General features: G+C 72.4%; 20 protein-coding genes and 2 pseudogenes. 7 read left to right on the top strand and 15 right to left on the bottom strand.

Features of this window, described 5'->3' with window-relative positions:
* Positions 1 to 45: 45 nt before the first annotated feature.
* Genes U3649_RS02185 through glyQ form a run of 5 tightly spaced genes read right to left on the bottom strand, consistent with a single transcriptional unit; the run spans position 46 to position 9068 of the window.
* On the bottom strand, positions 46 to 3999 hold the full coding sequence (locus U3649_RS02185; protein ID WP_407353263.1) for a translocation/assembly module TamB domain-containing protein: 3954 nt from the start codon (positions 3997 to 3999) through the stop codon (positions 46 to 48).
* Positions 3999 to 5780 carry an autotransporter assembly complex protein TamA gene (locus tag U3649_RS02180; RefSeq protein ID WP_407353262.1) on the bottom strand — a complete coding sequence of 594 codons (1782 nt, stop codon included), beginning with the start codon at positions 5778 to 5780 and terminating at the stop codon, positions 3999 to 4001. The genes U3649_RS02185 and U3649_RS02180 overlap by 1 nt, the downstream gene beginning before the upstream one ends.
* 53 nt (positions 5781 to 5833) lie before the next feature.
* Positions 5834 to 7954, bottom strand: a complete 2121-nt coding sequence (gene glyS, locus U3649_RS02175) for a glycine--tRNA ligase subunit beta (protein ID WP_407353261.1) — start codon at positions 7952 to 7954, stop codon at positions 5834 to 5836.
* Complete coding sequence (locus U3649_RS02170) at positions 7951 to 8163, bottom strand: hypothetical protein (RefSeq protein ID WP_407353260.1); 213 nt, start codon at positions 8161 to 8163, stop codon at positions 7951 to 7953. The genes glyS and U3649_RS02170 overlap by 4 nt, the downstream gene beginning before the upstream one ends.
* Positions 8160 to 9068: a glycine--tRNA ligase subunit alpha gene (glyQ, locus tag U3649_RS02165; RefSeq protein ID WP_407353259.1), complete on the bottom strand. Its 909-nt coding sequence runs from the start codon at positions 9066 to 9068 to the stop codon at positions 8160 to 8162. Before glyQ ends, U3649_RS02170 begins: the two co-directional genes overlap by 4 nt.
* A gap of 100 nt (positions 9069 to 9168) precedes the next feature.
* On the opposite strand from glyQ, the pseudogene U3649_RS02160 reads away from it, so the two are divergent.
* The 4 genes and pseudogenes from U3649_RS02160 to U3649_RS02145 all read left to right on the top strand — a co-directional run.
* Positions 9169 to 10657, top strand: a pseudogene (locus U3649_RS02160) (GspE/PulE family protein); the annotation flags it as partial.
* Between the two features lie 77 nt (positions 10658 to 10734).
* A pseudogene (locus U3649_RS02155) lies at positions 10735 to 10971 on the top strand (type II/IV secretion system protein); the annotation flags it as partial.
* Positions 10972 to 11250: 279 nt separating this feature from the next.
* Positions 11251 to 12003, top strand: coding sequence for a glutamine amidotransferase (locus tag U3649_RS02150; protein WP_407353258.1), 753 nt, complete (start codon positions 11251 to 11253; stop codon positions 12001 to 12003).
* Positions 12000 to 12884, top strand: coding sequence for a BPSS1780 family membrane protein (locus U3649_RS02145; protein ID WP_407353257.1), 885 nt, complete (start codon positions 12000 to 12002; stop codon positions 12882 to 12884). Before U3649_RS02150 ends, U3649_RS02145 begins: the two co-directional genes overlap by 4 nt.
* A 280-nt stretch (positions 12885 to 13164) precedes the next feature.
* Here the strand turns inward: U3649_RS02145 and U3649_RS02140 are convergent, their stop codons facing one another.
* The 5 genes from U3649_RS02140 to U3649_RS02120 all read right to left on the bottom strand — a co-directional run bounded on the left by U3649_RS02140 (position 13165) and on the right by U3649_RS02120 (position 16348).
* Positions 13165 to 13863, bottom strand: a complete 699-nt coding sequence (locus U3649_RS02140; protein WP_407353256.1) for an RDD family protein — start codon at positions 13861 to 13863, stop codon at positions 13165 to 13167.
* Positions 13860 to 14633, bottom strand: coding sequence for a twin-arginine translocase subunit TatC (gene tatC, locus U3649_RS02135; protein ID WP_407353255.1), 774 nt, complete (start codon positions 14631 to 14633; stop codon positions 13860 to 13862). The genes U3649_RS02140 and tatC overlap by 4 nt, the downstream gene beginning before the upstream one ends.
* Positions 14617 to 15060, bottom strand: coding sequence for a Sec-independent protein translocase protein TatB (gene tatB, locus U3649_RS02130; protein WP_407353254.1), 444 nt, complete (start codon positions 15058 to 15060; stop codon positions 14617 to 14619). The genes tatC and tatB overlap by 17 nt, the downstream gene beginning before the upstream one ends.
* 24 nt (positions 15061 to 15084) lie before the next feature.
* Positions 15085 to 15324, bottom strand: a complete 240-nt coding sequence (tatA, locus tag U3649_RS02125; RefSeq protein WP_407353253.1) for a Sec-independent protein translocase subunit TatA — start codon at positions 15322 to 15324, stop codon at positions 15085 to 15087.
* A gap of 139 nt (positions 15325 to 15463) precedes the next feature.
* A complete protein-coding gene (locus U3649_RS02120) occupies positions 15464 to 16348 on the bottom strand; it encodes a lipid-binding SYLF domain-containing protein (protein ID WP_407353252.1) in 885 nt (294 codons plus the stop codon).
* Positions 16349 to 16493: 145 nt separating this feature from the next.
* Between U3649_RS02120 and hemH the strand changes: the two genes are divergently transcribed.
* Both hemH and U3649_RS02110 read left to right on the top strand, forming a co-directional pair.
* Positions 16494 to 17495, top strand: a complete 1002-nt coding sequence (gene hemH / locus U3649_RS02115; RefSeq protein ID WP_407353251.1) for a ferrochelatase — start codon at positions 16494 to 16496, stop codon at positions 17493 to 17495.
* Positions 17495 to 18358 carry an alpha/beta fold hydrolase gene (locus U3649_RS02110; protein ID WP_407353250.1) on the top strand — a complete coding sequence of 288 codons (864 nt, stop codon included), beginning with the start codon at positions 17495 to 17497 and terminating at the stop codon, positions 18356 to 18358. The genes hemH and U3649_RS02110 overlap by 1 nt, the downstream gene beginning before the upstream one ends.
* Before the next feature lie 194 nt (positions 18359 to 18552).
* Here the strand turns inward: U3649_RS02110 and U3649_RS02105 are convergent, their stop codons facing one another.
* From U3649_RS02105 to ttcA, 4 genes are all read right to left on the bottom strand, one after another.
* Positions 18553 to 19050, bottom strand: a complete 498-nt coding sequence (locus tag U3649_RS02105; protein ID WP_407353249.1) for a hypothetical protein — start codon at positions 19048 to 19050, stop codon at positions 18553 to 18555.
* Between the two features lie 56 nt (positions 19051 to 19106).
* The gene (locus U3649_RS02100) at positions 19107 to 19889 is read right to left on the bottom strand and encodes a M48 family metallopeptidase (protein WP_407353248.1); all 783 of its coding nucleotides are present in this window, start codon (positions 19887 to 19889) and stop codon (positions 19107 to 19109) included.
* 299 nt (positions 19890 to 20188) lie between these two features.
* Positions 20189 to 21094 carry a recombination-associated protein RdgC gene (locus U3649_RS02095; protein ID WP_407353247.1) on the bottom strand — a complete coding sequence of 302 codons (906 nt, stop codon included), beginning with the start codon at positions 21092 to 21094 and terminating at the stop codon, positions 20189 to 20191.
* Positions 21095 to 21201: 107 nt separating this feature from the next.
* Complete coding sequence (gene ttcA / locus U3649_RS02090) at positions 21202 to 22119, bottom strand: tRNA 2-thiocytidine(32) synthetase TtcA (protein ID WP_407353246.1); 918 nt, start codon at positions 22117 to 22119, stop codon at positions 21202 to 21204.
* A gap of 59 nt (positions 22120 to 22178) precedes the next feature.
* Between ttcA and U3649_RS02085 the strand changes: the two genes are divergently transcribed.
* On the top strand, positions 22179 to 22385 hold the full coding sequence (locus U3649_RS02085; protein ID WP_407353245.1) for a YdcH family protein: 207 nt from the start codon (positions 22179 to 22181) through the stop codon (positions 22383 to 22385).
* A 294-nt stretch (positions 22386 to 22679) separates the two neighbouring features.
* On the opposite strand, the gene plsB is transcribed toward U3649_RS02085, so the two are convergent.
* The gene (gene plsB / locus U3649_RS02080) at positions 22680 to 25340 is read right to left on the bottom strand and encodes a glycerol-3-phosphate 1-O-acyltransferase PlsB (protein ID WP_407353244.1); all 2661 of its coding nucleotides are present in this window, start codon (positions 25338 to 25340) and stop codon (positions 22680 to 22682) included.
* Positions 25341 to 25364: the final 24 nt, after the last annotated feature.

Raw genomic sequence — 25364 nt, 5'->3', positions numbered from 1 at the left:
GCTGTTGCCAATCCCGAATCCCTAATCCCCAATCCCGGCTCCCAATCAATCCGCCTCGCGCCGCCAATTCAGCGAGCCGCGGTTCTCGAGCGTGCTGGACTCGATCTCGATGTCGAAGCCGCGGCTGAGCAGGTACTTCAGGGTCAGCACCTGGCCGGTGCCGAGCAGGGACACGCCGAACCCGACGTACAGCCGCGGCGACAGTTGCTTGCCGACGCCGAGCACGCTGCCGCCGAGCGCGCGCGAGTGGCTGACGCCGGCGTTGTCCAGGCCGATGCTGGCGCCGAGCTGCGAGGCCAGCAGCCCGCCGCCGGCCGACAGCGCTGCCGAGGCGGCGTCGAGCTGGCGGCTTTCGTCGCCGGTCACGCTGGACAGCGAGCGGCCCAGCGCCAGATACGCCAGGGCCTCGGACTGGTCGCGGGCCGGATCGGTCCAGACATTGGCCTGCGGCGCCGAGGCGCGGCCGGTGACGTCGATCCCCGCGGTCAGCTCCTCGGCCTCGATCCGGCGCTCGGCGCGGATGTCGAGCACCGGGTCGGAGATGGCGTCGTTGCTCCACACCAGGTTGCCGCGGGTGATGCGCAGTTCCTGGCCATAGGCCTTGTAGCGGCCGCCGACCTGCAGCGAGCCGCTGCCCAGCATGTCGCGCCCCGGGGTCTGCCGGACCCGCAGCTGGCCGCCGAGCGTGCCCTCGAGGCCGAAGCCGTTGAGCACGACGTCCTCGCCCATCGCCAGGGTCAGGTCGAGTTGCAATGCGGTCGGCGGGCCCTCCTCGGGGTCGACCGGATCGAGCACCACCACGTCGGGCGAGGCCGAGACGCCGTCGTCCAGCCGCTCCAGGTCGATCCGCGCCTCCGGCACCGTGACCGTGCCGGTGACCTCCAGCGGCCGGCCGGCGCCGTAGCGCACGGTCAGGTCGGGATCGGCGATCGCGCGCAGGTCGCGGGTGTCGGACACCAGCAGGTTCTCGCCGCGCAGGGCGAGCTCGAGCGGCGTGGCCGCGGCTTCGCCGCTCCAGCCGAGCGAGCCGTCGATGTTCAGGGTGCCTTCGCCGGAACGCACGCTGCCGGCGATCCGGGCGCTGCCGTCGGCCAGCGCGTCCAGGCGCACGTTGCCCTCGGTCAGCTCGATCGCCAGCGAGGGGATCTCGGTGCCGAAATCGCTCAGCTGCACCTGGCCTGCCAGTTGTGGCTCGGCGCGGGTGCCGCCCAGCGTGACCTGGCCCGCCAGCCGTCCCTGTGGCTCGACGATGTCCGGCGAGAACAGCTCCAGCCAGGTCAGCTCGTCGATGTCGAGGGCGACCTGGCCGGACAGCGGCGAATACGCGTCCCAGCCGGTGCGTATCTCGGCACGCACGCGGCCGCGTTCGTCGACCACCGTCGACAGCGTGGCGGTGATCGCCCCCGGATCGAACTCCGCATCGAGCTGCAGGGCGCCGTAGCTGATCACGTCGCGCCGCGCGCGCTCGCTGAAGCGCACGCCGCCCCCGTCCGAACGCACGCTGAGGTTGCCGCTGTAGGCATCGCCGGCGGGGCGCAGGCGCGCATCGAGCGCGATCTCGCCGCGCAGCTGCCAGGGGCGGCCGTCGTCGCGCTCGGGCAGGTACGGCTCGGCCAGCGCCAGCGGCAGTTGCCGGCCGGTGGCGGTCAGGCCGTTGCGCGGCCAGTCGGCCTCGACGCACAGCGAGCCGCCGCCGTCGCTGCCGAAGCAGGACTCGGACACCCGCCAGTTGGCGCCGTCCTGGGCGAAACGCGCCGGGCCCTGCAGGGTCCAGGCGGCGCCGCGCGCCGGCGCCAGCCGCAGCGATTCCAGTACGCCTTGCCAACCGCCCGCGCGCCGGTCGGCGCTGCCGGCCAGGTCGAGTGCGCCGATCTCGCCGCGCAGGCTGGCGTTCGCGCGCAGCGATTCGATCGCGCCGCTGGCCTGCACCGACACCGTGTCCAGCGCGACGCCCGCGTTCACGCCGCTGGCGTCGATGTCCAGGTTGCCCTCGCGGCCGCGCTGCCATGGCAGGCGGCCGCGGATGCCGACCCGCTCGGCACCGTAGCTGCCCCAGGACAGGCCGCTGCCGTCGAGATCGACGTCGATCTCGGGCGCGGTGCGCGCGCCGGTCAGCTGCAGCTGTCCGCTGAGGCGGCCCTGCGCGTCGGGAAGGAAGTCGTCGAGCCGCAGCGGCGCCAGCTCGGCCTCGATGTCGAGGGTGTCGGTCGCGCTGCCGCGGGCGTCGATGCGGCTGTCGCCGAGCGAGAGCGCGACTTCGCCCTCGTAGTGGCTGGGCGCGTCCTCGGCGGCATCGGCGGCCGGGCCGTGCATGGCGAAGCGGCCGCGGCCGTCCAGCGCGCGGCCGCGCAGGCGGCCGCCGAGCGCCTCGGCGTCGACCTCGATGTCGAGCCCGCCGTCGTCGCGGGTGGCGCCGCGGCTCGCCAGGCGGCCGTTCACAGCGCCGTCCCAGTCGGGCACGAAATAGCCGGGATCGAAGCCGTCGAGGGTCGCGGTGACGTTCCAGCCCAGCGCCGGCGCCCAGGCGACCTCGCCTTCGCCTTCGAGGGTGCCGCTGGGCATCGTCGCGCGCAGGGTGCGCAGGGTCATGCGTTCGCCGTCGCCGCGCCCGTCGAGTTCCACCGTCGCGCTCTGGCCGTCGCGGGCGAGGGTGGCCTTGCCGATCGCCGCCCAGGCAGCCATGCGTCCGGCGACGCCGAAATCCGCGTCGGCGGTGACCGGCACGCCGGGCGTGCCGTCCGCGGCCGCCGCGCCGCCCCAGCGCAGGCCGCGGGCCGCCACCGCGAACTTGCCCGTGGGATCGGCGCTGTCGCTGAAATCGGCATGCCCGCGCAGGGCCACGGTACCGTCGAACAGCGCCAGCACCAGCGGGTCGGCCTCGATCACCTGGTCCCGCAGCCGCAGCACCGAAGGCAGGAGTTCGGCGGCGAAGCCGCCCTGCGCGAACCGCCCCTGCAGTTTCGCCTCGCCCCCGACGCCGTCGGCGGCGAGCTCGAACGCGATCGGCGTGCCCGGCTCGCCGCCGCCGGCCAGCAGGCCCGGATCGAGCGCCTCGGCATCGGCGCGCAGGCGCCAGCCGGGGTTGTCGCGGCCGCGCAGGGTGAGCACCGCGCGGACCGGCGCCGGCGCATGGCCGGAGATCGCCACGTCCAGCCGCGCCACGTCGCCGCGCGCGACCAGGCCGATGCGCGGCCGGGTGCGGCCGGCCGGCGCCGGCAGCACCGCGCTGCCGGTCAGGTCCATGCGGTAGTCGTCGCGCGGCGCGTATTCGCCGTGCAGGGCGAAGCGGCCGCGGTCGCTGTCGGCCCGCAGCCGCTCGGCGCGCAGGCGCCCGTCGCGCGCGTCGAGCCCGCCGCGCAGGCTGTGGATCTCGATCAGCGGCCCTTCCGCGCCGACGACGCGCAGGCCGTCGACGACGATCGCGTCGGCCTGCAGCGCCAGCGGCAACGGGCCGATCTGCGGCAGCGACTCCGGCCAGCGCGGCAGCTCGGCCGGCTCCTCGCTGGACGGCGGCAGGGTCAGCACCGCGTCCTCGACCTCCAGCGCGTCCAGCCGCAGCAGGCGGCCGAGCAGCGGGCGGATGTCGGGGTCGATGGTGACGCGCGCGGCCGCGAACGACAGCGTGCCGGGATCGGCGCATTGGCCGAACGGCACCGGCTCGCCGTTGCGGTCGGGACAGCTCTTCATCGCGAAGCGCACGTCGTGCAGCGTCAACGGGCCGGCGGCCGGCCCTTCGGCATCGCGCCATTCCAGCGTGGTGCCGGCCGGCAGCCGGGCGACCACCTGCGCCAGCAGGAAATCGCGGCCGCCCAGGGTCATCAGCAGCCAGTACACCAGCACGCCCGCCAGCAGCAGCAGTACCCCCAGGCCGATCGCCGAGCGCAGCGCCAGCCAGCGCAGTCGCGCCCGGCGGCGCGCACGCAGCTCGGCGATGCGCGCCTCGCGTTGTTCGGGCGTGAGGTCCGGATCGGGCCGGCGGCGGCGGAGGATCGGGGCCATCAGAACGTCGAGCCGATGTCGAGATGCAGCGTGAACGGCGAGTCCGGATCGTCGAGGCCGCGGGCGACGTCGAAGCGCAACGGACCCACCGGCGAGCGCCAGCGCACGCCGATGCCGACGCCGGTGTGGAAGTCGGGGCCGCCGCCGTCGAAGGCGCTGCCGCTGTCGACGAAGCCGGCCACGCCGAAGCTGTTCTCGAAGTAGTGCTCGAGCTCGACGCTGCCGGTGACGACGTTCTTGGCGCCGACCGCGAAGTCGCCCCGCCGCGGCCCGACCTCGCGCCAGTCGTAGCCGCGGATGCTGCGGTCGCCGCCGGCGTAGAAGCGCAGGCTCGGCGGCATGTCGACCAGCGCGTTGGTATAGGTGTGGCCGAATTCGCCGCGCACGATCAGCCGGTTGCGCTCGCCGAGGCCGCGGTACCAGCTGGCGCGGGCGTGGATCTGCGCGAACGAGGCGTCCGAGCCCACGCCCTCGACGCCGCCGCGCAGCACGATGTTGCCGCCGATGCCGCGGGTCGGAAAGATGCGGTCGTCGACGTCGACGTACTCGGCGCGCAGCGACGGATAGCTGAAGGTCGCGTAGCGGTAGTCCGGCTCCACGTCGGGAGCATCGTCGCCGTTCTCCTCCACGTAGGCCCAGCGCTCGCGCAGCACGTGCATCGAGGCGATCAGGTTGAGGTTGCGGTTGTACTGGCCGCTGCGGCTGCCGACCAGCTCGATGCGGCGGGTGTCGATGTAGTCGGTCTGCTCGTCGGCGCCCTGCAGGCTCACGGTGTACCAGCCGTCGAGCCAGGCGAAGGCGGGAATGCGGTACTGCAGGGTGAGGGTCTTGCGGCGCTGCGCGTAGTCCAGCTGCCACAGCGCCTTGTGGCCGCGGCGGTTGACGTAGCGGCGTTCCTCGCCCAGGCGGATGCCGGCGCCGCTGTCGGTGCCGTAACTGATGCCCGCGGTCTGCACCTTGCGCTTGGCCGGCGAGAGCGTGACGTCGACCGGCACCCGGCGGTCGGCGCCGGCGTTCTCCGGTTGCGGGCTGATGTCGATGCGGCTGAAGTAGTCCAGCCGCATCAGCGAGGTGCGCAGGCGGTCCAGGCGGCCCTGGTGGTAGTACTCGCCCTCGTTCCAGTAGACCAGCTTCTCCAGCAGGTCGTCGTTGATGATCGACTCCGGCGTCTGCTCGAAGCGGATCCGCCCCATGTCGTAGCGCTCGCCGCTGGTCCAGACCAGCTCGATGTCCGCGGCCCGTTCGGCGCGCGTCACCGCCACCCGGCGGGCGCTGAAGTCGGCGTCGAAATAGCCGCGTTCGGCCAGGCGCCGGCTGATCCGCGCCTTGCTCGCCTCGTACACGGAATGGTCGAACACCGCCCCGCGCGACGGCGCGAACGCGCCCAGGTCCTGGCGCAGGTAGCGGTCGTCGCTGCCGGCGCCGATGATGGCGATGTCGCTGTTGCGCACCCGCACCGGCTCGCCGGGGTCGACGGTGATGGTCACCGACACCGCACCCTCGCCGCGCCGGGGCTCGACCTGGATGTCCGGCGAGTAGTAGCCGAACGGCTCCAGCGCCTCGCGGGTCTGGTCCTCGGCCTCGCGGATCATGTAGCCCAGGCGCCGGCCGGGCACGTCCTTGCCGGCGGCATCGACCAGCGACAGCGACACCCGCACGTTCTCGGTCATGGCCTCGTCGAGGCCGCGGATCTCGACCTCGCCGACCTCCACGGCCTGCGCCGCACCGGCGAGGACGAGCAGGCAGGCGGCGAGGGCGGAGGGGAGGCGACGTCCATGCATCGGACGAGGATACCCAAGGTGCCGCGAAAGGCGATTAACGGCTGCTGGCGCCGTCAAGCCGACAGTTGCTCGATCGCCGCCACGCTGCCGAGGCGATCGGCCAGCCGCCGCAGCAGTGCCAGCCGGTTGCCGCGGACGGCGGCGTCGTCGGCGTTCACCATCACCGCGTCGAAGAACGCGTCGACCTGCGGCCGCAGCCGCGCCAGGTGCGCCAGCGCGTCGACGTAGTCGCCCTGCGCGAGCGCAGGGCCGGTTTCGGCGTAGACCGCCTCCATCGCCTCGGCCAGCGCCAGTTCCGCCGGTTCGCGCAGCAGGGCGCGATCGACGTGGTCGCGGATGTCGCCGTCGGCCTTGCGCAGGATGTTGCGGATGCGCTTGTCGGCCGCGGCCAGCGCCGCGGCCTCGGGCAGCGCGGCGAAGGTGCCGACGGCGTCGATGCGGCGGTCGAAGTCGTACAGCGACGGCGGACGCTTCGCGGCGACCGCGGCGAAGTGCTGCGCCGGCACGCCCTTGTCGGCGTAGTAGCCGCGCAGGCGGTCGAGGACGAAATCGTAGAGATCGAGCAGCGCGGTTTCCGTGTTCCGGTCGGCATGCGGCTGCACCGGTTCCGGCAAGGCCGCGAAGGCCTGTTCGGCCAGCCGTGGCAGGTCCAGGTCGAATCCGCTCTCGATCACCGTCCGCGCCAGCCCCAGCGCGTTGCGCCGCAACGCGAACGGATCCTTGTTGCCGGTCGGCTTCAGCCCCGCGGCGAAGCCGCCGGCCAGGGTGTCCAGGCGTTCGGCGATCGCCAGCACCTTGCCGACGCCGGACAGGGCGATGTCGTCGCCGGCGAAGCGCGGGCGGTAGGCCTCGTCGAGGGCGTCGGCCAGCGTCAGCCGGTCCTCGCGCGGCAGGCCGTCGAGCGACGGGTCCTGCGAGGCGTAGTAGCGGCCGGCGATGCCCTGCAGCTCCGGGAACTCGTTCACCAGCCGCGACTGCAGGTCGGCCTTGGACAGTTCCGCCGCGCGCCGGGCCAGCGCCGGGTCGACGCCGACCTGCGCCGCGATCGCCTCGGCCAGCGCCGCCACCCGTGCGACCTTGTCGGCCACGCTGCCCAGCTTCTGCTGGTAGGTGACGGTCTGCAGGCCGGCGTTCATCGAGGCCAGCCCCTGCTTCATGTCCTCGACGAAGAAGAACTTGGCGTCGGCGAAGCGCGGGCGGATCACCCGCTCGTAGCCCTTGCGCACCTCGGCCGGGTCCTTCGATTCGATGTTGGCGACGCCGACGAAGTGTTCGCGCAGGCGCCCGTCCCCGCCGAGCACCGGGAAGAACTTCTGGTTCGCCTCCATGGTCGCGACCAGCGCTTCCTGCGGCACCGCCAGGAATTCGGTCTCGAAGGCGCAGCCCACCGCCTGCGGCCATTCGACCAGGCAGTTGACCTGCTCGAGGTTGTCGTCGTCGATGCGCGCCGCGCCGCCGGCCGCGGCGGCCGCCTGCGTCACCTCCCGCACGATGCGCGCGCGGCGCTCGTCCGGATCGGCCAGCACCTTGGCCGCGCGCAGCGCGTCGAGGTAGTCGTCCGCGCGCGCGATCCACACGGTCTTGTCGTGCATGAAGCGGTGGCCGCGGCTCATGCGGTCGGCCTGCACGCCGAAGGCCCCGCCGTCGACCACGGCGTCGCCGAGCAGCAGCACCAGCCAGTGCACCGGCCGCGCGAACGCGTGCGCGTGCGCGCCCCAGCGCATCGGCTTGGGAATCGGCATCGCCGCCAACGCCTCGCGCAGGATCTCCGGCAGCAGCGCCGCGGTCGTCGCGCCCGGCTTCACCGCGCGATGCACGAAGCGCTCGCCCTTGGCGTCGCTGGTGCGTTCGAGCGCCGTCCACTCGACGCCGGCCTTCGCGGCGAAGCCCTGCAGCGCGCGGGTCGGCTGCCCGTCCGCATCCAGCGCGATGTTGAGATAGGGTCCCAGCACTTCCGAGCGCTGCTCGGGCTGCTCCGTGGCCACGCCCGGCAGCAGCACCGCGAGCCGGCGCGGCGTGTACAGCGGCTTCGCGTCGCCGCGCTCGAACGCGACGCCGCGCTTGGACAGCCCGTCGAGAACGCCGTCGAACAGCGCCTGCGCCAGCCCGGGCAGCGCCTTGACCGGCAGTTCCTCGGTGCCGAGTTCGATGAGCAGGGGCGCGAGCCGGGTCATGCCTTGTCCTTCCGCGTTCGAGCGAGGCGTTCGAGTCGGACCGCGTTCTTGGACAGCAGCGCGATGCCCGCGATCGGCGGCAGCAGCAGGCCGAGGAAAAACCAAAGCCAGGCGCTGCGTCCGGTTTCCTGGGCCCAATACGCGCAGAACACGCCGAACAGGAATGCGACCAGCCCGTAGGGTGCGAAATCGCCGCCGACCGCGCTCATGCGGCTTCGGCCTCGCGCTTCAACCCCGGGAACCCGAGCTTCTCGCGCTGTGCGTGGTAGCTCTCGGCCACCGCCTGCGACAGCTTGCGCACGCGCAGGATGAAGCGCTGGCGCTCGGTGACGCCGATCGCGCGCCGCGCGTCGAGCAGGTTGAAGCAGTGCGAGGCCTTGCACACCTGCTCGTAGGCCGGCAGCGGCAGGTCCAGGCCGACCAGCTTCATCGCCTCGGCCTCGCAGGCGTCGAAGCGGTGCAGCAGCTCCGGCACGTCGGCGACCTCGAAGTTGTAAGTGCTCTGCTCGACCTCGTTCTGGTGGTACACGTCGCGGTAGGTCACGGGTGTGCCGTCGGGGCCGTGGGTCCAGACCAGGTCGAACACGTCGTCGACGTTCTGCAGGTACATGCACAGCCGCTCGAGGCCGTAGGTGATCTCGCCCAGCACCGGCCGGCACTCCAGGCCGCCGGCCTGCTGGAAGTAGGTGAACTGGGTGATCTCCATCCCGTTGAGCCAGACTTCCCAGCCCAGCCCCCAGGCGCCGAGCGTCGGCGACTCCCAGTTGTCCTCGACCAGGCGCAGGTCGTGGACCTGCGGATCGACCCCGAGGGCCTCGATCGAGCCGAAGTACTGCGCGACGATGTCGTCCGGGCTCGGCTTGAGCACCACCTGGTACTGGTAGTAGCGCTGCAGCCGGTTGGGGTTGTCGCCGTAGCGGCCGTCGGTCGGGCGGCGGCACGGCTGCACGTAGGCGGCGTTCCACGGCTCCGGGCCCAGCGCGCGCAGGAACGTCGCCGGGTGGAAGGTGCCGGCGCCGACCTCCAGGTCCAGCGGCTGGATCAGCACGCAGCCGCGCTCGCCCCAGTAGGCGTTGAGGCGCTGGATCAGCTGCTGGAAGGTGGGACCGCTCATGTCGGGACCGGGCAGGAAACGCGGCGCGCTAGTATAGCGGTCACCTTCGCGCCGCCCGGCGCCCGCGCCGGTGCGGCACCGCCGCGACAGCGAGTCCGCCTTGAACGAACTGCGCCATCCGCACGCCGATCGCTCCGCCTCCCGGCTGCCGCCGGGACGGCTGGCGCTGGAGCCGGTGCTCGAGGCCCTGGTCGCCGACGGCCTGGTCGATGCGCAGCAGGCCGAGCGCGCGCGCGTCTCGGGCCGCCACGGGCGCGGGCTCGACGCGGTGCATCCGCTGGTGCTGCTGGCCAACCTCAAGCTGCCCTCGGCGCACACGCCGGGGACCGACCTGGGGCTCGAGGCGCTGACCGAGTGGCTGGCGCGCAAGAGCGGGCACGGGTACCGGCGCATCGATCCGACCCGGCTCGACGTCGCCGGCGTCACCGACCTGATCTCGCACGCCTACGCCCGCCGCCACCGCATCCTGCCGCTCGAGGTCAGCGGCGAGCACGCGCTGATCGCCACCAGCGAGCCGCTGGCGCTGGACTGGCTGCCGGACCTGCAGCGGCTGATGCGGCGCCGGATCGACGTGGTGGTCGCCAGCCCGCTCGACCTGCACCGCTACACCATGGAGTTCTTCGGCGTCACCCGTTCGATCCGCGGCGCGCGCGAGGTGCGCGAGGGCGGCGGCGAGGCGCCGAGCTTCGAGCAGCTGGTGGAGCTGGGGCGCTCGGGCGACGTCAACGCCGACGACCAACACATCGTCCACATCGTCGACTGGCTGCTGCAGTACGCCTACCAGCAGCGCGCCTCGGACATCCACCTGGAGCCGCGCCGCGACGTCGGCCGGGTGCGCTTCCGCATCGACGGACTGCTGCACAAGGTGTTCGAGATGCCGCCGCCGGTGATGAACGCGGCGATCAGCCGGATCAAGGTGCTCGGGCGCATGGACCTGGGCGAGCGCCGGCGGCCGCAGGACGGCCGCATCAAGACCCGCTCGCCGGGCGGCAGCGAGGTCGAGATGCGGCTGTCGACCATGCCCACCGCGTTCGGCGAGAAGACGGTGATGCGCATCTTCGATCCCGACACCGCGTTCAAGCCGATCGAGCAGCTCGGCTTCGACGCCGCCGAGGCCGCGGCCTGGAACGACCTGGTGCAGCGTCCGCACGGCATCGTGCTGGTCACCGGCCCGACCGGTTCGGGCAAGACCACCACCCTGTACTCGGCGCTCAAGCGCCTGGCCACCCCCGACCTCAACGTCTGCACCATCGAGGACCCGATCGAGATGGTGGCGCCGGAGTTCAACCAGACCCAGGTGCACGCGGCGATCGACCTCACCTTCGCCTCCGGCGTGCGCACCCTGCTGCGGCAGGACCCGGACATCATCATGATCGGCGAGATCCGCGACCTCGACACGGCGCAGATGGCGGTGCAGGCCTCGCTCACCGGCCATCTGGTGCTCTCCACGCTGCACACCAACGACGCGCCTTCGGCGGTCACCCGCCTGCTCGACCTGGGCCTACCGCACTACCTGATCGCCTCCACCCTCAACGGCGTGCTGGCGCAGCGCCTGGTGCGCACGCTGTGCCCGCACTGCAAGCAGCCGCGCACCGTGCCGGACGAGGCCTGGCAGACGCTGCTCGGCGCCGGCGCGCGCCCGCCGGCGGGGGAGACGCAGGGCGCGGCCGGCTGCCTGGAATGCCGCCACACCGGCTATCTCGGCCGCGTCGGCCTGTACGAGCTGATGCCGGTCACCCCGGCGCTGCGCGCGCGCATCCGCCCGGACATGGAACTGGCCGGCTTCGCCGCCGCCGCGGTCGAGGGCGGCCTGCGCACCCTGCGCGCCGCCGGCGCCGCCAAGGTCGCGCAGGGTCTGACCACGGTGGAGGAAGTGCTGACCGTGCTGCCGCCGCGGGAGTGAGCAGATGCAATCGGGCGCCGGGACGCCACGTTCGGATTCCGGATTCGAGCGGAGAGTCGTGGAAACGACGACGGCGGGACCTTGGCGTCGACTTCCCCGCGTACGGCGGGCAAAGACAGGCTATCGGGTCGTCGTCCCGGCGCAGGCCGGGATCCAGTGCCCTTGCCCTTCAGAAGACAACCGCAAGCGCGAACCGGATGCCGGCCTGCGCCGGGGGTGACGGCCCGAGGTGCGTATGCTTGCCTCACTCCTCACTCCTCACTCCTCACTCCTGCTCCCATGCCCCACGCCATCCCGCCCCTGCTGATCATCGACACCGGCCAACCCGTCGCGCCCCTGCGCCGGCACGGCGACTTCGCGCACTGGATCCGGGTGGCGGCCGGGCTGGCGCGGCACGAGGCGGCGGCGGTGAACGTGGAGGCGGGCGACGCGCTGCCGGAGCACACCGGTTTCGCCGGCGTCATCGTCAGCGGTTCGGCGGCGATGGTCACCGAGCGCCTGGACTGGAGCGAGCGCGCCGCCGCCTGGCTGCGCGATGCCGCCGAGGCCGGGCTGCCGCTGTTCGGCATCTGCTACGGGCACCAGCTGGTCGCGCACGCGCTGGGCGGCACCGTCGGCGACAGCCCGGGCGGGCGCACGATGGGCACGGTGGAGGTCGCGTGCACCACGGCCGCGCGCGAGGACCCGCTGTTCGCGGCGCTGCCGGCGCGCTTCGCCGCGCAGGTCACGCACCTGCAGAGCGTGCTGCGCCCACCGCCGGAGGCGGTGGTGCTGGCGACGGCTGGGCACGATCCCTGCCATGCGTTCCGCTGGCGCGACCGCGTGTGGGGCGTGCAGTTCCATCCCGAGTTCAGCGCCCTGCACATGCGCGGCTACATCCGCGCCCGCGCCGACCTGCTGCGGCGCGATGGCGCCGACCCGGAGCGCCTGGCCGCGGCGGTGCGGGCCGCGCCGCAGGCGCGCCGCCTGCTGCGACGCTTTGCGCGGCGGGCGCGTACACTGGCGGCCGGTTCGGACCGATCGGGGACATGACGATGACGGAAGCAAGGAAGGCGTCGGCGGGTAGCGGCGCGGAATGGTTGCTGGCGGGATTCTCGCTGCTGCGGCGCTCGCCGCTGGGACTGGGCCTGCTGGGGGCGATCTTCGGCCTGCTGAGCGCGGTGCCGATGCTGTTCGCCGAGAGCAATCTCGGCATGTTCTTCGCGCTGCAGATGCTGCTGGTGCTGCTGGGGCCGGTGCTGATGGGCGGTTTCATCCACGCCGTGCACGAGGTCGAGAGCGGACGCCAGGCGCAACCCGGCCATCTGCTGCAGGGGTTCCGCGAGGGCAAGGCGCTGCGCCTGGTGGCGCTGCTGCTGCCGCAGGTGGCGCTCGGGATCGTCGCCGTGCTGCTGCTGGTGGTGATGGTGGGGCCGGCGCAGCTGCAGGAAGCGATCGCCGTGCTCGAGCAGGTCGAGGGCCAGGCCAATCCCGATCCCGCGCTATTCCAGGAGCTGCCGGTGGGCGCCTTCCTGCTGTGGCTGCTGACGGTGTTCGTGCTCGGCGTGGTGACCTACTTCTTCACCTTCGTCGCCACGCCGCAGATCATGCTGGAGAACCGCGGTGCGTTCGCGTCGATGAAGCGCAGCTTCCGCGCCTGCTTGCGCAACGTCCCGGCGATGCTCGTGTTCTTCGTGCTGTTGATCATCATCGCGTTCCTGGTCAGCCTGGGCGCACAGCTGGTCGCGATCATCGCCCGCGTGGCCGCCGGGCCGACGGCGATGCAGTTCGTGTCGCAACTGCTGCTGATGGCGGTGCTGCTGCCGGTGATGATGGGCGCGACCTACCGCGCCTGGAAGCAGTTGCTGCCCGCGGACGGAGCCGGGACCGGAACCACCACCGCGCCGCCGCCGTCGTCCGGCATCGAAGTCTGAGGAAAAGCAGGCGCGGCCGCTGTTCCGGGAAGGAGGCGACGTGGCCACCGGGGTAGCGGAGCCGGTGCGCTGCGGGTGACGGGTGAAGAGCGGCGGATGCGCCGCGGGCGGGCCGGCACGTCGCCCCGGTGCGGGACACGCCGTGGATCCGTCCATGGAGGTTCGTCGACGCCATCCATGGCGTCGACGGTCCCGCACCGGGGCGCCACGCCGGCCCTCGATCTGGCGTGGGCGCTTCAGTGCGGACATGGCGCGTTCCTGCGGAAGACGATCGGCTGCTTCAGCCCAGCGCGCGTTCGACGGCGGCCTGCAGCACGGCCTGCATCGCCGCCAACAGCCACAGCGCCGCGGCGGCGCCGGCGACCGCCTGCGCCGCGATCCAGGCGCGCGCCCAGCGCGGCGGCCGCGATGCCGCGGCGCCGGCCTGCAGGACCATGGCGCCGGCGATGCGGTCGTGCAGCGCGCGCCGCTGCGGCGGCAGCGCGGCCAGCAGGTGGCCGAGATTGAGCGTCAGCCAGGACAGCGCGCCGGCGAGATGGCGCAGCAGTGCGCGCGCCGGCGACGCGCGCTGGCCCGCGGCGTCCGCCACCCGCAGGCCCAGCACGCGCTTGCCGAGGGTGGCCTGCCAGGGCGCGGCCTCGCAGGCCACGTGATAGAGCAGGCCGAGGACGACGAAAGCGGCCAGCTGCGGTCCCAGCGCGGCGACGATGGCGTCGGTCAGCGCGCCTGCCCCGGCCTGCAGGCGGGGATCCGCGGTGAGCTGCAGCCATGCGGTCAATACGGCTCCGGGGGCCGCCAAGGCATCCAGCATCGCCGTGGCGACGGCATCGGCAAGCCCGGCGAACGCCTCCGCGATCCGCGGGCCGCCGGTGGCCAGGCGCCGCCAGCCGAACAGCAGCACCGGCGCGGCGACCAGCGCGGCGTCCAGCGACCAGGCCGCGTAGCGTTGCCAGAAGCCGGCCGCCGCCGGCGCGGTCACGGCAGGGGCCGGTCGGCTTCGTCGCCGCGGTCGTCCTGCGGCTTCGGCGCCAGCAGCCGCGCGGCGACGATGCCGGCCTCGTACAGCAGGCACATCGGGATCGCCAGCATCAGCTGCGAGATCACGTCCGGCGGTGTGATCACCGCGGCCAGGATGAACACGCCGACCACCGCGTAGCCGCGCCACTCGCGCAGCTGCGTCGGCGTCACCCAGCCCAGCAGCGACAGGATCACCAGCGCCACCGGCAGTTCGAAGCTCAGGCCGAAGGCGAGGAAGATCACCAGCACGAAGTTCAGGTAGGCGTGGATGTCGGTCATCATCGCCACGCCGTCGGGCGTGACGCTGGTGAGGAAGCCGAACACCGACGGCAGCACCAGGAAGAAGGCGAACGCGCAGCCGACGTAGAACAGCAGTACCGCCGAGACCAGCAGCGGCATCGCCAGCCGCTTCTCGCGCCGGTACAGCCCCGGCGCCACGAACGCCCACAACTGGTACAGCAACCACGGCATGGTGGCGATGACGGCGACGAAGAACGCCAGCTTGAGCGGCGCGAAGAACGGCGAGGCCACCTCCACCGCGATCAGGTGCGCGCCCTCCGGCAGCTTGTCCAGCAGCGGCTGCGCCAGCAGGCCGTAGAGGCGGTTGGCGAACGGCAGCAGCCCGAGCAGCACCAGCACCACGCCGGCGATGGCGCGCATCAGGCGCGAGCGCAATTCGACCAGGTGATCGAGCAGGCTGCTGTCGATGGCGCTGTCAGCGTCGTTGGGCATCGTCTTCGTCGTCGGCTGCGTCCGATCCGGACTGCGGTGCGTCGTCGTGCTCGTCGTGGGCGAGCCGTCCGCCCGCGTCGCGCGTGCCGGTCTCCGCGTCGAGGTCGGCGATATCGGCCTCGACCTCGCGCGCGGTCTCGCGCACCGAGTCGCGTACCGCCTCGACTTCGCCCCTCACCTCGTCGCCGATGCTGCGCATCGAATCGTCCACCTCGCGCATCGCGCCCTCGGCCTCGTGCAGGCTGCGCTTGAGCTCCTCCGCGGCCAGTTCACGTTCCAGTTCCGACTTCACCGAGTGCCACTGCGCGCGCCCGCGCCGGACCCACAGGCCGACGAAGCGCGCAGCCTTCGGCAGCCGCTCCGGGCCGAGGACGACCAGCGCCACGATCGCGATGAAGAAAATCTCGCTGAAGCCGATATCGAACATGGCCGGGCGCCGCGGAGCGCGACGTCAGCGCGGGGTCTTGTCGTCGTGCCGCTGCTTCTCGCGGGCGGCCGCGTCGTCGCGGTTGTGGTCTTCCAGCTGCGCCGAGGGCTTGTCGTCGTCGCCGTCGGCGTCCTTCACGCCCTTCTTGAAGCCCTTGATCGCCTCGCCGAGATCGCGCCCGGCGCCGCGCAGGCGCTTGGTGCCGAAGACCAGCAGCACGACCACCAGCACGATGATCCAATGCCAGATGCTGAAACTGCCCATGGGGTGCCCGAAAAAGTGGAAAGAGACTCAGGATACCGCAGCCATGCTGCCGGGTGCGGCCGCGGCGGCCATGAATGCGCGCGCCGCGGACCGGCGTTGCGACGCCGCTCCCGGAACGCCGGCGCGGCCGCGGATCCGTTCAGGGCGAATCGTCGAGCGGCTCGCTACGGATCTCGCCCTCGGACACCGGCTCGAACGGCTGCGGCATGGGCGTGTCGGCCGGCGGCGGCAGCGGCAGCGCCTCGGTGCCGGCCGGCGGGTTCACCGGTCCCGGCGCCGGCGGCGCGCCGCCGGTGCCGCGGTTGGCGCGGGCGATGGCGGTCGCCTCCTCGAGGCGGTCGCGGAAATCGACCACGGCATTGGACGGCGGCTGCGGCGCGCGGCCCTCGAAGATCATCCGCGGCGTGACGCCCTGGCCGTAAACGGCCTGGTTGGCCGCGTCGTCGATGCTCAGCACCGCGCCGTCGAGGGCGACGCCGGCGAACAGCCCGCGCGCGCGCGACCACGACCAGATCTCGGCCTGCAGCTGGCCGTCGGTGGCGGTGGACGCGTTGCGGCCGAGCGGACCGGCGGCGACGCCGGCGTCGGCGCCGAGGGTGAACTTGCCGTTGACCACCGATTCCAGGCTGCGGTCGTTGCGGAACACCAGCACCACGTCCGCCGACTGCACCCCGGCCTGGAAGCCGATGCTGCCGCCGGTCAGGGTGACGAAGACCGGCGGCGACCAGGTGCCGTCCGGGCTCTTGACCGCCATCATGCCGTGGCCGCGGCGCCCGCCGATCACCAGGCCGGCCTTGATCGTGTCCGGCACGACCACGATCGCGCGGGCGTCGTCGAGCAGCTTGTCGGGGATGGCGTTCTCCGGAATCGCCTGGATCTCCGTCAGCACGCGTACCGCGTTGCGTGCGCGCGCATCCTCCGACGGGCCGGCGAAGGCGGTGGCGGTGGCCGTCAGCGCCAGCGCCGCCAGGGTGGCGAGCAGCATCAGGCGCGGGGCGGGCGTACGGCGGGACGGCAGGGGCATGCGGGAGCTCCGGAGTCGAAGGATCGTGCGATGGAAGACGGACCATGCGCGGCGGCGCAAAGTTCAGGCTAGGACCCGGGCAATGAATCGCCGGTGAGCCGGCACCGCGCTGACAGGCGCCGCTCGCGCCTGTCATCCTATGCCGATGGCCGCTTCCGTTCATCCTTCCCGCGCCGACGCAGCGGCGGCCGCCGGCCCGGCGGAGGCGGTGCTGCTGGTGAACCTGGGCACGCCGGCGGCGCCGACGGCAGCGGCCGTGCGCCGCTACCTCGCCGAATTCCTGTCCGACCGCCGGGTGGTGTCGCTGCCCCGCTGGCTGTGGTGGCCGCTCCTGCATGGCGTGGTCCTGCCGCTGCGCGCACCGCGGGTGGCGAGGCTGTACGCCGACATCTGGATGGAAGACGGCTCGCCGCTGGCGGTTCACACCGCGCGCCTGGCGCAGGCGGTGCAGCGGCGGCTGCCGGAACTGCGGGTGGCGCACGCGATGCGTTACGGCGAGCCGGCGCTGGCGGCGGCCCTGCGGGCGCTGCGCGACGCCGGCGCACGGCGGATCCTGGTGCTGCCGCTGTACCCGCAGTACTCGACCACCACCACCGCCTCGGTGGCCGACGTCGCCGGCAGGGTCGATGGGGTCGACGTGCGGGTGGTGCCCGATTACCACGACGACGCCGGCTGGGTCTCCGCGGTGGCGGATTCCGTGCGCGCGCACTGGAATGCGCACGGCCGCGGCGAGCGCCTGCTGTTCTCGTTCCACGGCATTCCCCAGCGGCTGGTGGACGCCGGCGATCCGTACCAGGCGCAGAGCTGCGCCAGCGTCGCCGCGATCGCCGCCGCGCTCGGGTTGTGCGAGAAGGATTGGCTGCTGACGTTCCAGTCGCGCTTCGGCCGCGAGCCGTGGCTGCAGCCGTACACCGACCAGGCCCTGCGCGCGCTGGCCGATGCGGGGGTGAAGCGGGTCGACGTGGTCTGCCCCGGTTTCGCCGTGGACTGCCTGGAGACGCTGGAGGAGATCGCGCAGCAGAACGCCGAACTGTTCCGCGCGCACGGCGGCGAGGCGCTGCGCTACGTCCCCTGCCTCAACGATGCGCCGGAGCATGCCGAGGCGCTGGCGGCGCTGGCGCGGCGGACCCTGGCGGAACGCGACTGATGCGGGAGTTCGAGGTCGACATCGCCTTGGGCCGCATCGCCGGCCTGCGCAACGGCAACGCCGGCGCGCCGCGGGTGCTGGCGCTGCACGGCTGGCTCGACAACGCCGCCAGCTTCCTGCCGCTGGCGCCCTACCTGGCGCATCTGGACCTGGTGGCGCCGGACCTGCCGGGGCACGGGCGCAGCGCGCATCTGCCGCCCGGGACCGACTATTCGTTCTCCGGCGCGCTGCACAGCGTGCTCGACGTGGCCGACGCCCTGGGCTGGGAACGCTTCGCCCTGCTCGGGCATTCGATGGGCGCGGGGATCGCCAGCCTGGTCGCCGCCGGCTGCCCGCAGCGGGTCGAGCGCCTGCTGGCGATCGAGGCGCTGGGCGCGCTGCCGGAGGATCCGGCACGCACCGCCGCGCGCCTGCGCCAGGCGGTGGCCGCCACCCGCGCGCTGCGCGGCAAGCGGTTGCGGCTGTTCGCCGACCCGGGGCCGGCGATCCGCGCCCGCATGCAGGCCAACGGGCTGAGCGAGCCGGTCGCGCGGCTGCTGGTCGAGCGTGGCCTGCTGTCGGTGGACGGCGGCCGCGTCTGGAGCAGCGATCCGCGCCTGACCCTGCCGACGCCGGTGCGCATGACCGATGTCCAGGTCGACGACCTGGTCGCCGGCATCGCCTGCCCGACCCGGGTGATCTACGCCGACCCGCCGCAGCCCTACCTGCCCGAGCCCGAGCGCAGCCGGCGGGTGCGCCTGCTGCCGCAGGGGGAACTGGTGGTGGTGCCGGGCAGCCACCATCTGCACATGGAGGATCCGGCGGCGGTCGCCGCCGCGATCGGCGATTTCCTGGGCGCACGCGCGACCGGTCCCGCCGCCTGAACGCGGTGGGACCGTGGAACGAGTGGGGCCCGGTTGTCGGACGGCGGGGCATGCAGTCGCCGGGAGTCGCGACAGCGCGGGCGGCCGGTCGCGACTCCCGTCGCTCCCACAGGATTGTCGCTTCCACGGGAGCACGGCCAAGGCGGGTCGGGCGGCTGCACGCCCGCAAGGGCGCGCCCACTCGTTCCTAGCTCCTAGTCCCCCGGCAGCCGATCGCGCAGCTGCAGGCCGATCACCACGCCCGCGCTCTCGGGGTCGCGCCTGAACGAGAACACCGCGGCGCGCGGACCCTTCTCGAAGGCCAGCATGGCATTGCCGTCGCTGTCCTGCCGCGACAGCGTCTGTCGCCAGCCCAGTTGCGTCATCGCGCTGCGGGTCTCGGCGAACAGGTCGCCGGCGCGCCCCGGGGCGCGCAGGCCCAGGATCGTGCCGCCGTCCATGTCGAGCACGCTGTCGATGTCGTAGCCGGCGGGCAGCTGGATGTCCTGCGGAAAGTCGGCCGGCAGCGGCGGCGGCACGCGCGGCCGCGCCGGCGCGACCGCCGCGGACGGCTCGGCGGGATCGCGGCCGTCGGTGCGGGCGATCGCGGCATCCAGGGCGTCGCCGGTGCGGCTGCAGCCGGCCAGGACGATCCCGCCGATCGCGGCCAGCAGCAACGCGGCACGCTGCCGGGCGGGTCCGCCGGTTCGCATAGTCGATGTCCTCGGTCGCGGCCGTGCCGTTGTCCGGGAAAACGGCGGCGGGCGGCTCAGCCGGACAGCAGGGCGTGCAGCCGCGCCTTCAGGCGCCGGCCCTCGGCGTGGAAATAGTCGCGCTGCAGGCGCCAGTCGGGACAGCGCGCCTCGACCTCGCGCCAGAACGTCGGCGAGTGGTCGGCATGGACGAGGTGGCACAATTCGTGCACCAGCACGTACTCGAAGGCCGCCGACGCGCCGAGCACCAGCGACAGGTCCAGCGACAGCACGCCGTTGGCCGCCAGCGACCCCCACTGCGACGACATCGGCCGCAGCCTGATGCGGGCCGGCGCGCGCGGCAATCCGGGCAGGTAGCGCGGCAGCCAGCGCCCGATGTCGGCGCGCGCCTGCGCCTCGTAGAAGTCGCGCAGGGCGCGCTGGATCGCCGGGGTGCCGGCGCGCGCCGGCAGCCGGAACTCGACGCCGCCGCCCATGCATTGCAGCTGCGCATAGCGGCCCTCGCTCCAGCGCAGCGGCAGCAACTCGCCGCGCAGCGGCAGGAACGCGCGTTCGCCACGTGCGAGTGCCACCACGCCGCCGGTGTCCTGCGCCGCGAGTTGTTGCGCCAGCCAGTCGCGGTGCTCGTGCAGGAAACGCTGGCCCGCGACCAGGCTCGCGCGCGGCGGCAGGGTCAGGCGCGCGCCGCGTTCGCCCACCGTCAGCCGGAGCCGGCGCGCGCGCGAATCGCGCACGCGCTCGATCTCGATCTCGCGGCCGTCGTCGAGGTGCACGGCGGTGCGGTCGCGCAGCAGCGTGCGCGGACGCGGACCGATCAGGCGGCGCGGGGATGGGGGCATGGCGGGAATTCTAGTTTCAGTTGACGGCGGGAGACCACGCCGGAGCGCAGCACGGCGGGGCGGAGACGCGGACCGCGAATCGGAAACCGGAGCCGGGATTCGGAATTCGGGATACGGGATACGGGATACGGGATACGGGATACGGGATACGAGAAAAGCGTGACGCCTTTGCTCGTCATCCCAGCACAAGCCGGGATCCAGCTTGGACGGCGCGGAAGGGCAGATCGGATCCCAGCTTACGCTGGGATGACGGTTGCCAGGTTACCGGCAAGACGCACGCTGCCGTCCCGATTCCCGCCTTACACGTCGGCGCGCGACAGCTTCAGCGCCGGCTCCAGCACCGCGAACAGGCGTCGGAACTCCGCGCTCATCAGCGCGAAGCGCGCGTCGAGTTCGGCGCGCAGGTCCTCGCGCTCGGTGCTTTCGAGCTGGTCGACGGCGCCGTCGAGGAACTTCAGCTTGCGGATCACCAGGTCCTCGCCGAGCACGAACGAGACATGGTCGTCGAGCGTCAGCGCCAGGCGCGTGACCTGCTTGCCCGATTCCAGATGCCGGGCGATCTCGTCCGATTGCAGGTCCTGGCGTTGGCACTTGACGACCGCGCCGTGGTCGGCGGCGTCCTTCAGCTCGCATTCCTCGCCGAGGCTGAGCCCGTCCGGCAGTGGTTCGCCGGCGATCCAGCCGGTCAGCACCGAGCGCGGCGCCACTTCGGCGTTGAGCGGCAGCGCCGGGAAGCTTCCGAGTGCGCGGCGGATCTCCGACACCACGGCCTCCGCATTCTTGCGGCTGGAGCTGTCGACCGCGCAGACGCCGTGCTCGAGATCGAGCAGCGCATCGGTGCGCGACGGCCGAACGAAGGCGCGCGGCAGCAGTTCGTGCACCAGTTCCTCCTTCATCCGCTTGCGCATGCGCCCGCCGGGCTTGCGGCCTTCGCGCTCCTCGAGTTCGGCGAGCTTCTTGGCCAGCATGTCGTTGACCACGGCGGACGGCAGCAGCCGGTCCTCGCCGCCGACCGTCAGCCACACCGCGTCGGCGATGCGGTGCGACAAGGCCTCGGCATCGCGGCCGAACGGCGAGATGAAGCCGCGCGAGGACAGCTCCAGCGGGCCGACCGGCTTGAGCTGGGTTTCGGCGAGGCCGGCGTCGAGTTCGGACAGGTCGATGCCGGCGGAAAAACGGAACAGGGTGAGATTCTTGAAGAACATTTAAGGGCCGGGATTGGGGAATGGGGAGTCGGGATTCGGAAAAACGGTCGCGGCCCGCGTCGTCCCCGTTTCCGCGGGAGCGACGACCGCGAGGGGCATCGGCAGCCTCAGCGTTCGCCGTGGGCGGCGGTTCGGTTCCCGCGGGTTTCGTCCGCCGGCCGGGCATGCACACCGGGCAATGCGGCGCCGTCGCCGGCGCCCAGGGAAAGGAAGTCGAACAGCCTCGGGTCGCTCAGCTGCGAGGGGCGGATGTCGCCGAGCGCGCGAGCGATGGTCTCGATCCGGCCGGGCGTCTCCCGTTCCCAGGCGGCGAGCATGCGCTCGACCTGCTTGCGCTGCAGGTTCTCCTGCGAGCCGCACAGGTTGCAGGGGATGATCGGAAACCCCTTCGCCCCTGCGTAGGCGGCGATGTCGGCCTCGCGCACGTAGGCCAGCGGCCGGATCACGACGTGCCTGCCGTCGTCGGACAGCAGCTTCGGCGGCATGCCGCTGAGCCTGGCGTGGAAGAACAGGTTGAGGAAAAACGTCGCCACCAGGTCGTCGCGGTGGTGGCCGAGCGCGATCTTGGTGTAGCCGTGCTCGGCGGCGTAGCCGTACAGCGCGCCGCGACGCAGGCGCGAACACAGCGCGCACATCGTCTTGCCCTCGGGCACCACCCGCGTGACCACCGAGTAGGTGTCCTGCTCGAGGATGCGATAGTCGACGCCGATCGAGCGCAGGTAATCGGGCAGCACGTGCCCGGGGAAGCCGGGCTGCTTCTGGTCGAGGTTGACCGCGGTGATCGAGAACGACACCGGCGCCTTCTTCTGCAGCTGCAGCAGGACGTCCAGCAGCGTGTAGCTGTCCTTGCCGCCGGACAGGCACACCATGACCCGGTCGCCGTCCTCGATCATGCCGAAGTCGGCGATCGCGCGGCCGACCTGGTGGCGCAGGCGCTTGGCCAGGCGTTCGGCCTGGTGCGCAGCGTTGCGCTCGCGACGGGGCGCGGGTTCGGGCAGGGGCAGGACGAGGCTCATCGTGCGCATAGTCTACCGGCTGCGGCCGCGGTGACGGCGCGGCCGGCGAGCGCTAAGCTGCGATCACGATGCATCCCGTCGATCCCGCCGAAGTCTCCCGCAAGCTCGCCGAACTCCGGCTCGAGCATCGCGATCTCGATCTCGCCATCGCCCGGCTGCAGGACGACCGCGGCGACGACGACCTGGCGGTCAAGCGCATGAAGAAGCGCAAGCTGCAGCTCAAGGACGCGATCTCGCGGCTGGAATCGGCGCTGATCCCAGACCAGCCCGCGTAGAGCCGAACTCGCTCGGCTGCGCAGGCTCCGGCGCCAGGGCAGCGGAGCAAGCTCCGCTCTACGAGGCGGGGGACACCGACTCCGGAGCCTGCGCGCCCTGTAGAGCCGAGCTTGCTCGGCTGCGCGGGCTCCGGAGCCGGGAGCAGCGGAGCAAGCTCCGCTCTACGAGGCGGGGGACATCGACTCCGGAGCCTGCGCGCCCTGTAGAGCCGAGCTTGCTCGGCTGCGTGGGCTCCGGAGCCGGGAGCAGCGGAGCAAGCGCTCTACGGGGCGCGGGACATCGACGCTGCGGCGTCAGTCCGCGGCGGGCTGCGGCTCCGGGGCCGGCTTCACCGCTTCCGGGCTCACCTTCTCGATGGTGTGGCGCAACTCGCGGCCGAGGATGATCTTGGCGTCGCGCGCCCAGGCGTCGAGGCGCTGGTCGAAGGTCAGCTTGCTGTTGCCGTCCAGCCTCACCAGTTCCAACTCGCGCAGCTTGCGGATGAAGCCGCGGAACAGCGACTTGTCGAAGAACTCCGGCGCCGCCGGCGCGTACAGCAGGCTCAGGCGCTGCGCGGCCAGCTGGCACAGGCTTTCGAGCTCGCCGGCGCCGAGCGTGCCGGGGCCGTTCTTGGCCAGTACCGAGATCGCGATGTAGTAGCGCTCGAAGGCCTGCTGCAGCGGATGGCCGAGCGCGCGCAGGCGGAACACCTCGTCGGTCTGTCCGGCGTTGCGCTGGAAGATGCCGCCGTCGTCGTCGCTCACCAACGTCAGCAGCCCTTCGCGCGCGAACACGGCGATGGTGCGGTCGATGCGCTCGGCGAAGGCATCCGCGTCCCACGGCAGGAACAGCTCGCCCTGCAGGAACGGATACACCGCGCGCCCGAGCCGCAGCAGGTTGGCGTGGCTCATGCGGCGGTTGTGCAGGAAACAGCAGGCGATCCAGGCCGAGGCGGTGTACAGGTGCACCACGTTGTTGCGGAAGTACGAGAGCAGCACCGCGGTGTCGTCGTCGACCCGCAGCACGTCGCCGAGCGGATGCGCGACGCGGTTGAGCACGCCGATTTCCTCGCCGTGGGCGACGATCTCGGCCGGCGCATGCGGCGTCACCGTCACCAGGTCGCTGTACGGCACCTCGGTCAGCAGGGTCTTGGACAGCGCGATCTGCGCCAGCAGGTCGGCCTCGCCCATGGCGTGCTTGGGCGTGGACAGCAGGGCGAGGGCCAGCAGGTTGATCGGGTTGACGTCGGCGGCGCGGTTGATGTGTTCCTGGATGCGCTGCGCGGTGGCGTCGACCGTGCGCGACAGCCAGTCCGGGCGTTCCTCGTCCGGCAGCGGCTTGCCGTCCCAGTCGCTGGCGTGCGCGGCCAGCATGTCGGCCAGCGGGATCGCCTCGCCGAAATTCACCACCACCTGGCCGTAGTTCGAGCGCAGCACCTTGGGAATGCCCAGCAGCAGCTGCCAGATCGACTCCTTCGGCTTGGCCTTGCCGGACAGTTCGTCGAGATAGCTGGTGCCCTCCATCAGCTTCTCGTAGCCGATGTAGACCGGCTGGAACAGCACCGGGCGCGTGGGCTGACGCAGGAACGCGCGCACCGTCATCGAGACCATGCCTCCCTTGGGCGCCAGCAGCCGGCCGGTGCGCGAACGCCCGCCCTCGACGAAGTATTCGATCGAGTAGCCGCCGGCGACCAGTTGCGCGACGTACTCGGCCAGGACCGTGGAATACAGCGCGTTGCCGCGGATCGAACGGCGGATGAAGAACGCGCCGCCCTTGCGCAGCAGGGTGCCGATCACCGGCAGGTTGAGGTTGATGCCGGCGACGATGTGCGGCGGCACGATGCCCTTGGTGTAAAGCAGGTAGGACAGCAGCAGGTAGTCCATGTGGCTGCGATGGCTGGGCACGTAGATGATCTCGTGCCCGGGCGCCGCCGCCTTCAGCGCATCCAGGTGGTGCACCAACACGCCGCGGAAGATCCGGTTCCAGACCGTGGTCAGCAGGAAGCTGGCCGAGCGCACCACCGGGTGCGAGTAGTCGGCGGCGATCTCGTAGGCGTAGCCGTAGGCCTTCTTCCACGCGTCCTCGGGCTTGCTGTCGTCGCGGCGCGCCTGGTCGGCGATGGCGTCCTTGACCGCCGAGGCCGACAGCACCTTGTCGACCAGCAGGCGGCGGGTCGACAGGTCCGGCCCGATCACCGCCTCGCGGATGCGGTTGAAGTGCGTGCGCAGCACCCGCGAGACCTTGCGCACGGTGCGCTCGGGCGTGAGGTCCTCGGCGATGCTGGCGCGCAGGTCGACCGGCGCGGCGAAGCGCACCAGGGTGTCGCGGCCGTTGAGCAGGATCGCCAGCAGCCGCCGGAAGCGGCCGACCAGCGCCCAGTTCTCCGAGAACAGCACCGAGAACCAACCGCTGGCCTTGTCCGGCGAGCGGCCGACGAAGATCGAGACCGGCAGCAGCTGCACGTCGAGGGCCGGATCGGCGCGGTGCGCCTCCAGCAGCCGGGCCAGCGATTCGGAATGGGTCTTCTGCGGCGAACGCTTGCCCGGGGCCAGTGCGTTGAGGGCGCTGCCGGCGTTGCGCCGCGACAGCGCCACGTAGGCGCGCTTGCGGCCGAGCGGATCGCCCGGCAGCGGCTGCAGCGGCGAGGGCATGCCGGCGCTGCGGCAGGCGCGGTCGAGGATCAGGGCGTTGGAGAGGCCGTAGTCCTCGAGCACGTAGCAGACCGGGCGCCGGTCGACGAACTGCTCCGGCTCCGGCGGCTCGATCTTCAGTCCGATCCAGGGCGCCAGCAGCCGGCCCAGCAGGCGCGCCCACAGCGGCGGCCTCGGCGTACGCGGTGCACGGACGCGGCCGGGCGGGCGCGGCGGCCCACCGCCTGCCTCGGCATCGGGCGCGGCCGACTGCGCCGCCGGCGCGTCGGCGCGCCCGGACGCTTCCGGGAATGGCAGGGGCGACTGGTCGGGTTGCTGCGGCATAGGACGGCATTATCGCCCAGCGCG

The sequence above is a fragment of the Luteimonas sp. R10 genome (genome assembly GCF_045689605.1).
In the GTDB taxonomy this organism is placed as follows: domain Bacteria; phylum Pseudomonadota; class Gammaproteobacteria; order Xanthomonadales; family Xanthomonadaceae; genus Luteimonas.
Note: the sequence above shows the minus strand (reverse complement) of the source record. Positions and strands in the feature narration are given on the sequence as shown.

Excerpts from the sequence above, each read along its gene's own strand:
- glyQ (WP_407353259.1), bottom strand. The coding sequence starts at position 9,068 with ATGAGCGGTCCCACCTTCCAGCAGCTGATCCAGCGCCTCAACGCCTAC.
- plsB (WP_407353244.1), bottom strand. The coding sequence starts at position 25,340 with ATGCCGCAGCAACCCGACCAGTCGCCCCTGCCATTCCCGGAAGCGTCC.
- ttcA (WP_407353246.1), bottom strand. The coding sequence starts at position 22,119 with ATGCGCACGATGAGCCTCGTCCTGCCCCTGCCCGAACCCGCGCCCCGT.
- U3649_RS02145 (WP_407353257.1), top strand. The coding sequence starts at position 12,000 with ATGACGATGACGGAAGCAAGGAAGGCGTCGGCGGGTAGCGGCGCGGAA.
- U3649_RS02105 (WP_407353249.1), bottom strand. The coding sequence starts at position 19,050 with ATGCGAACCGGCGGACCCGCCCGGCAGCGTGCCGCGTTGCTGCTGGCC.
- tatB (WP_407353254.1), bottom strand. The coding sequence starts at position 15,060 with ATGTTCGATATCGGCTTCAGCGAGATTTTCTTCATCGCGATCGTGGCG.
- U3649_RS02150 (WP_407353258.1), top strand. The coding sequence starts at position 11,251 with ATGCCCCACGCCATCCCGCCCCTGCTGATCATCGACACCGGCCAACCC.
- U3649_RS02185 (WP_407353263.1), bottom strand. The coding sequence starts at position 3,999 with ATGGCCCCGATCCTCCGCCGCCGCCGGCCCGATCCGGACCTCACGCCC.
- U3649_RS02085 (WP_407353245.1), top strand. The coding sequence starts at position 22,179 with ATGCATCCCGTCGATCCCGCCGAAGTCTCCCGCAAGCTCGCCGAACTC.
- glyS (WP_407353261.1), bottom strand. The coding sequence starts at position 7,954 with ATGACCCGGCTCGCGCCCCTGCTCATCGAACTCGGCACCGAGGAACTG.
- U3649_RS02110 (WP_407353250.1), top strand. The coding sequence starts at position 17,495 with ATGCGGGAGTTCGAGGTCGACATCGCCTTGGGCCGCATCGCCGGCCTG.
- U3649_RS02180 (WP_407353262.1), bottom strand. The coding sequence starts at position 5,780 with ATGCATGGACGTCGCCTCCCCTCCGCCCTCGCCGCCTGCCTGCTCGTC.
- U3649_RS02170 (WP_407353260.1), bottom strand. The coding sequence starts at position 8,163 with ATGAGCGCGGTCGGCGGCGATTTCGCACCCTACGGGCTGGTCGCATTC.
- U3649_RS02120 (WP_407353252.1), bottom strand. The coding sequence starts at position 16,348 with ATGCCCCTGCCGTCCCGCCGTACGCCCGCCCCGCGCCTGATGCTGCTC.
- U3649_RS02100 (WP_407353248.1), bottom strand. The coding sequence starts at position 19,889 with ATGCCCCCATCCCCGCGCCGCCTGATCGGTCCGCGTCCGCGCACGCTG.
- U3649_RS02095 (WP_407353247.1), bottom strand. The coding sequence starts at position 21,094 with ATGTTCTTCAAGAATCTCACCCTGTTCCGTTTTTCCGCCGGCATCGAC.
- tatC (WP_407353255.1), bottom strand. The coding sequence starts at position 14,633 with ATGCCCAACGACGCTGACAGCGCCATCGACAGCAGCCTGCTCGATCAC.
- hemH (WP_407353251.1), top strand. The coding sequence starts at position 16,494 with ATGGCCGCTTCCGTTCATCCTTCCCGCGCCGACGCAGCGGCGGCCGCC.
- tatA (WP_407353253.1), bottom strand. The coding sequence starts at position 15,324 with ATGGGCAGTTTCAGCATCTGGCATTGGATCATCGTGCTGGTGGTCGTG.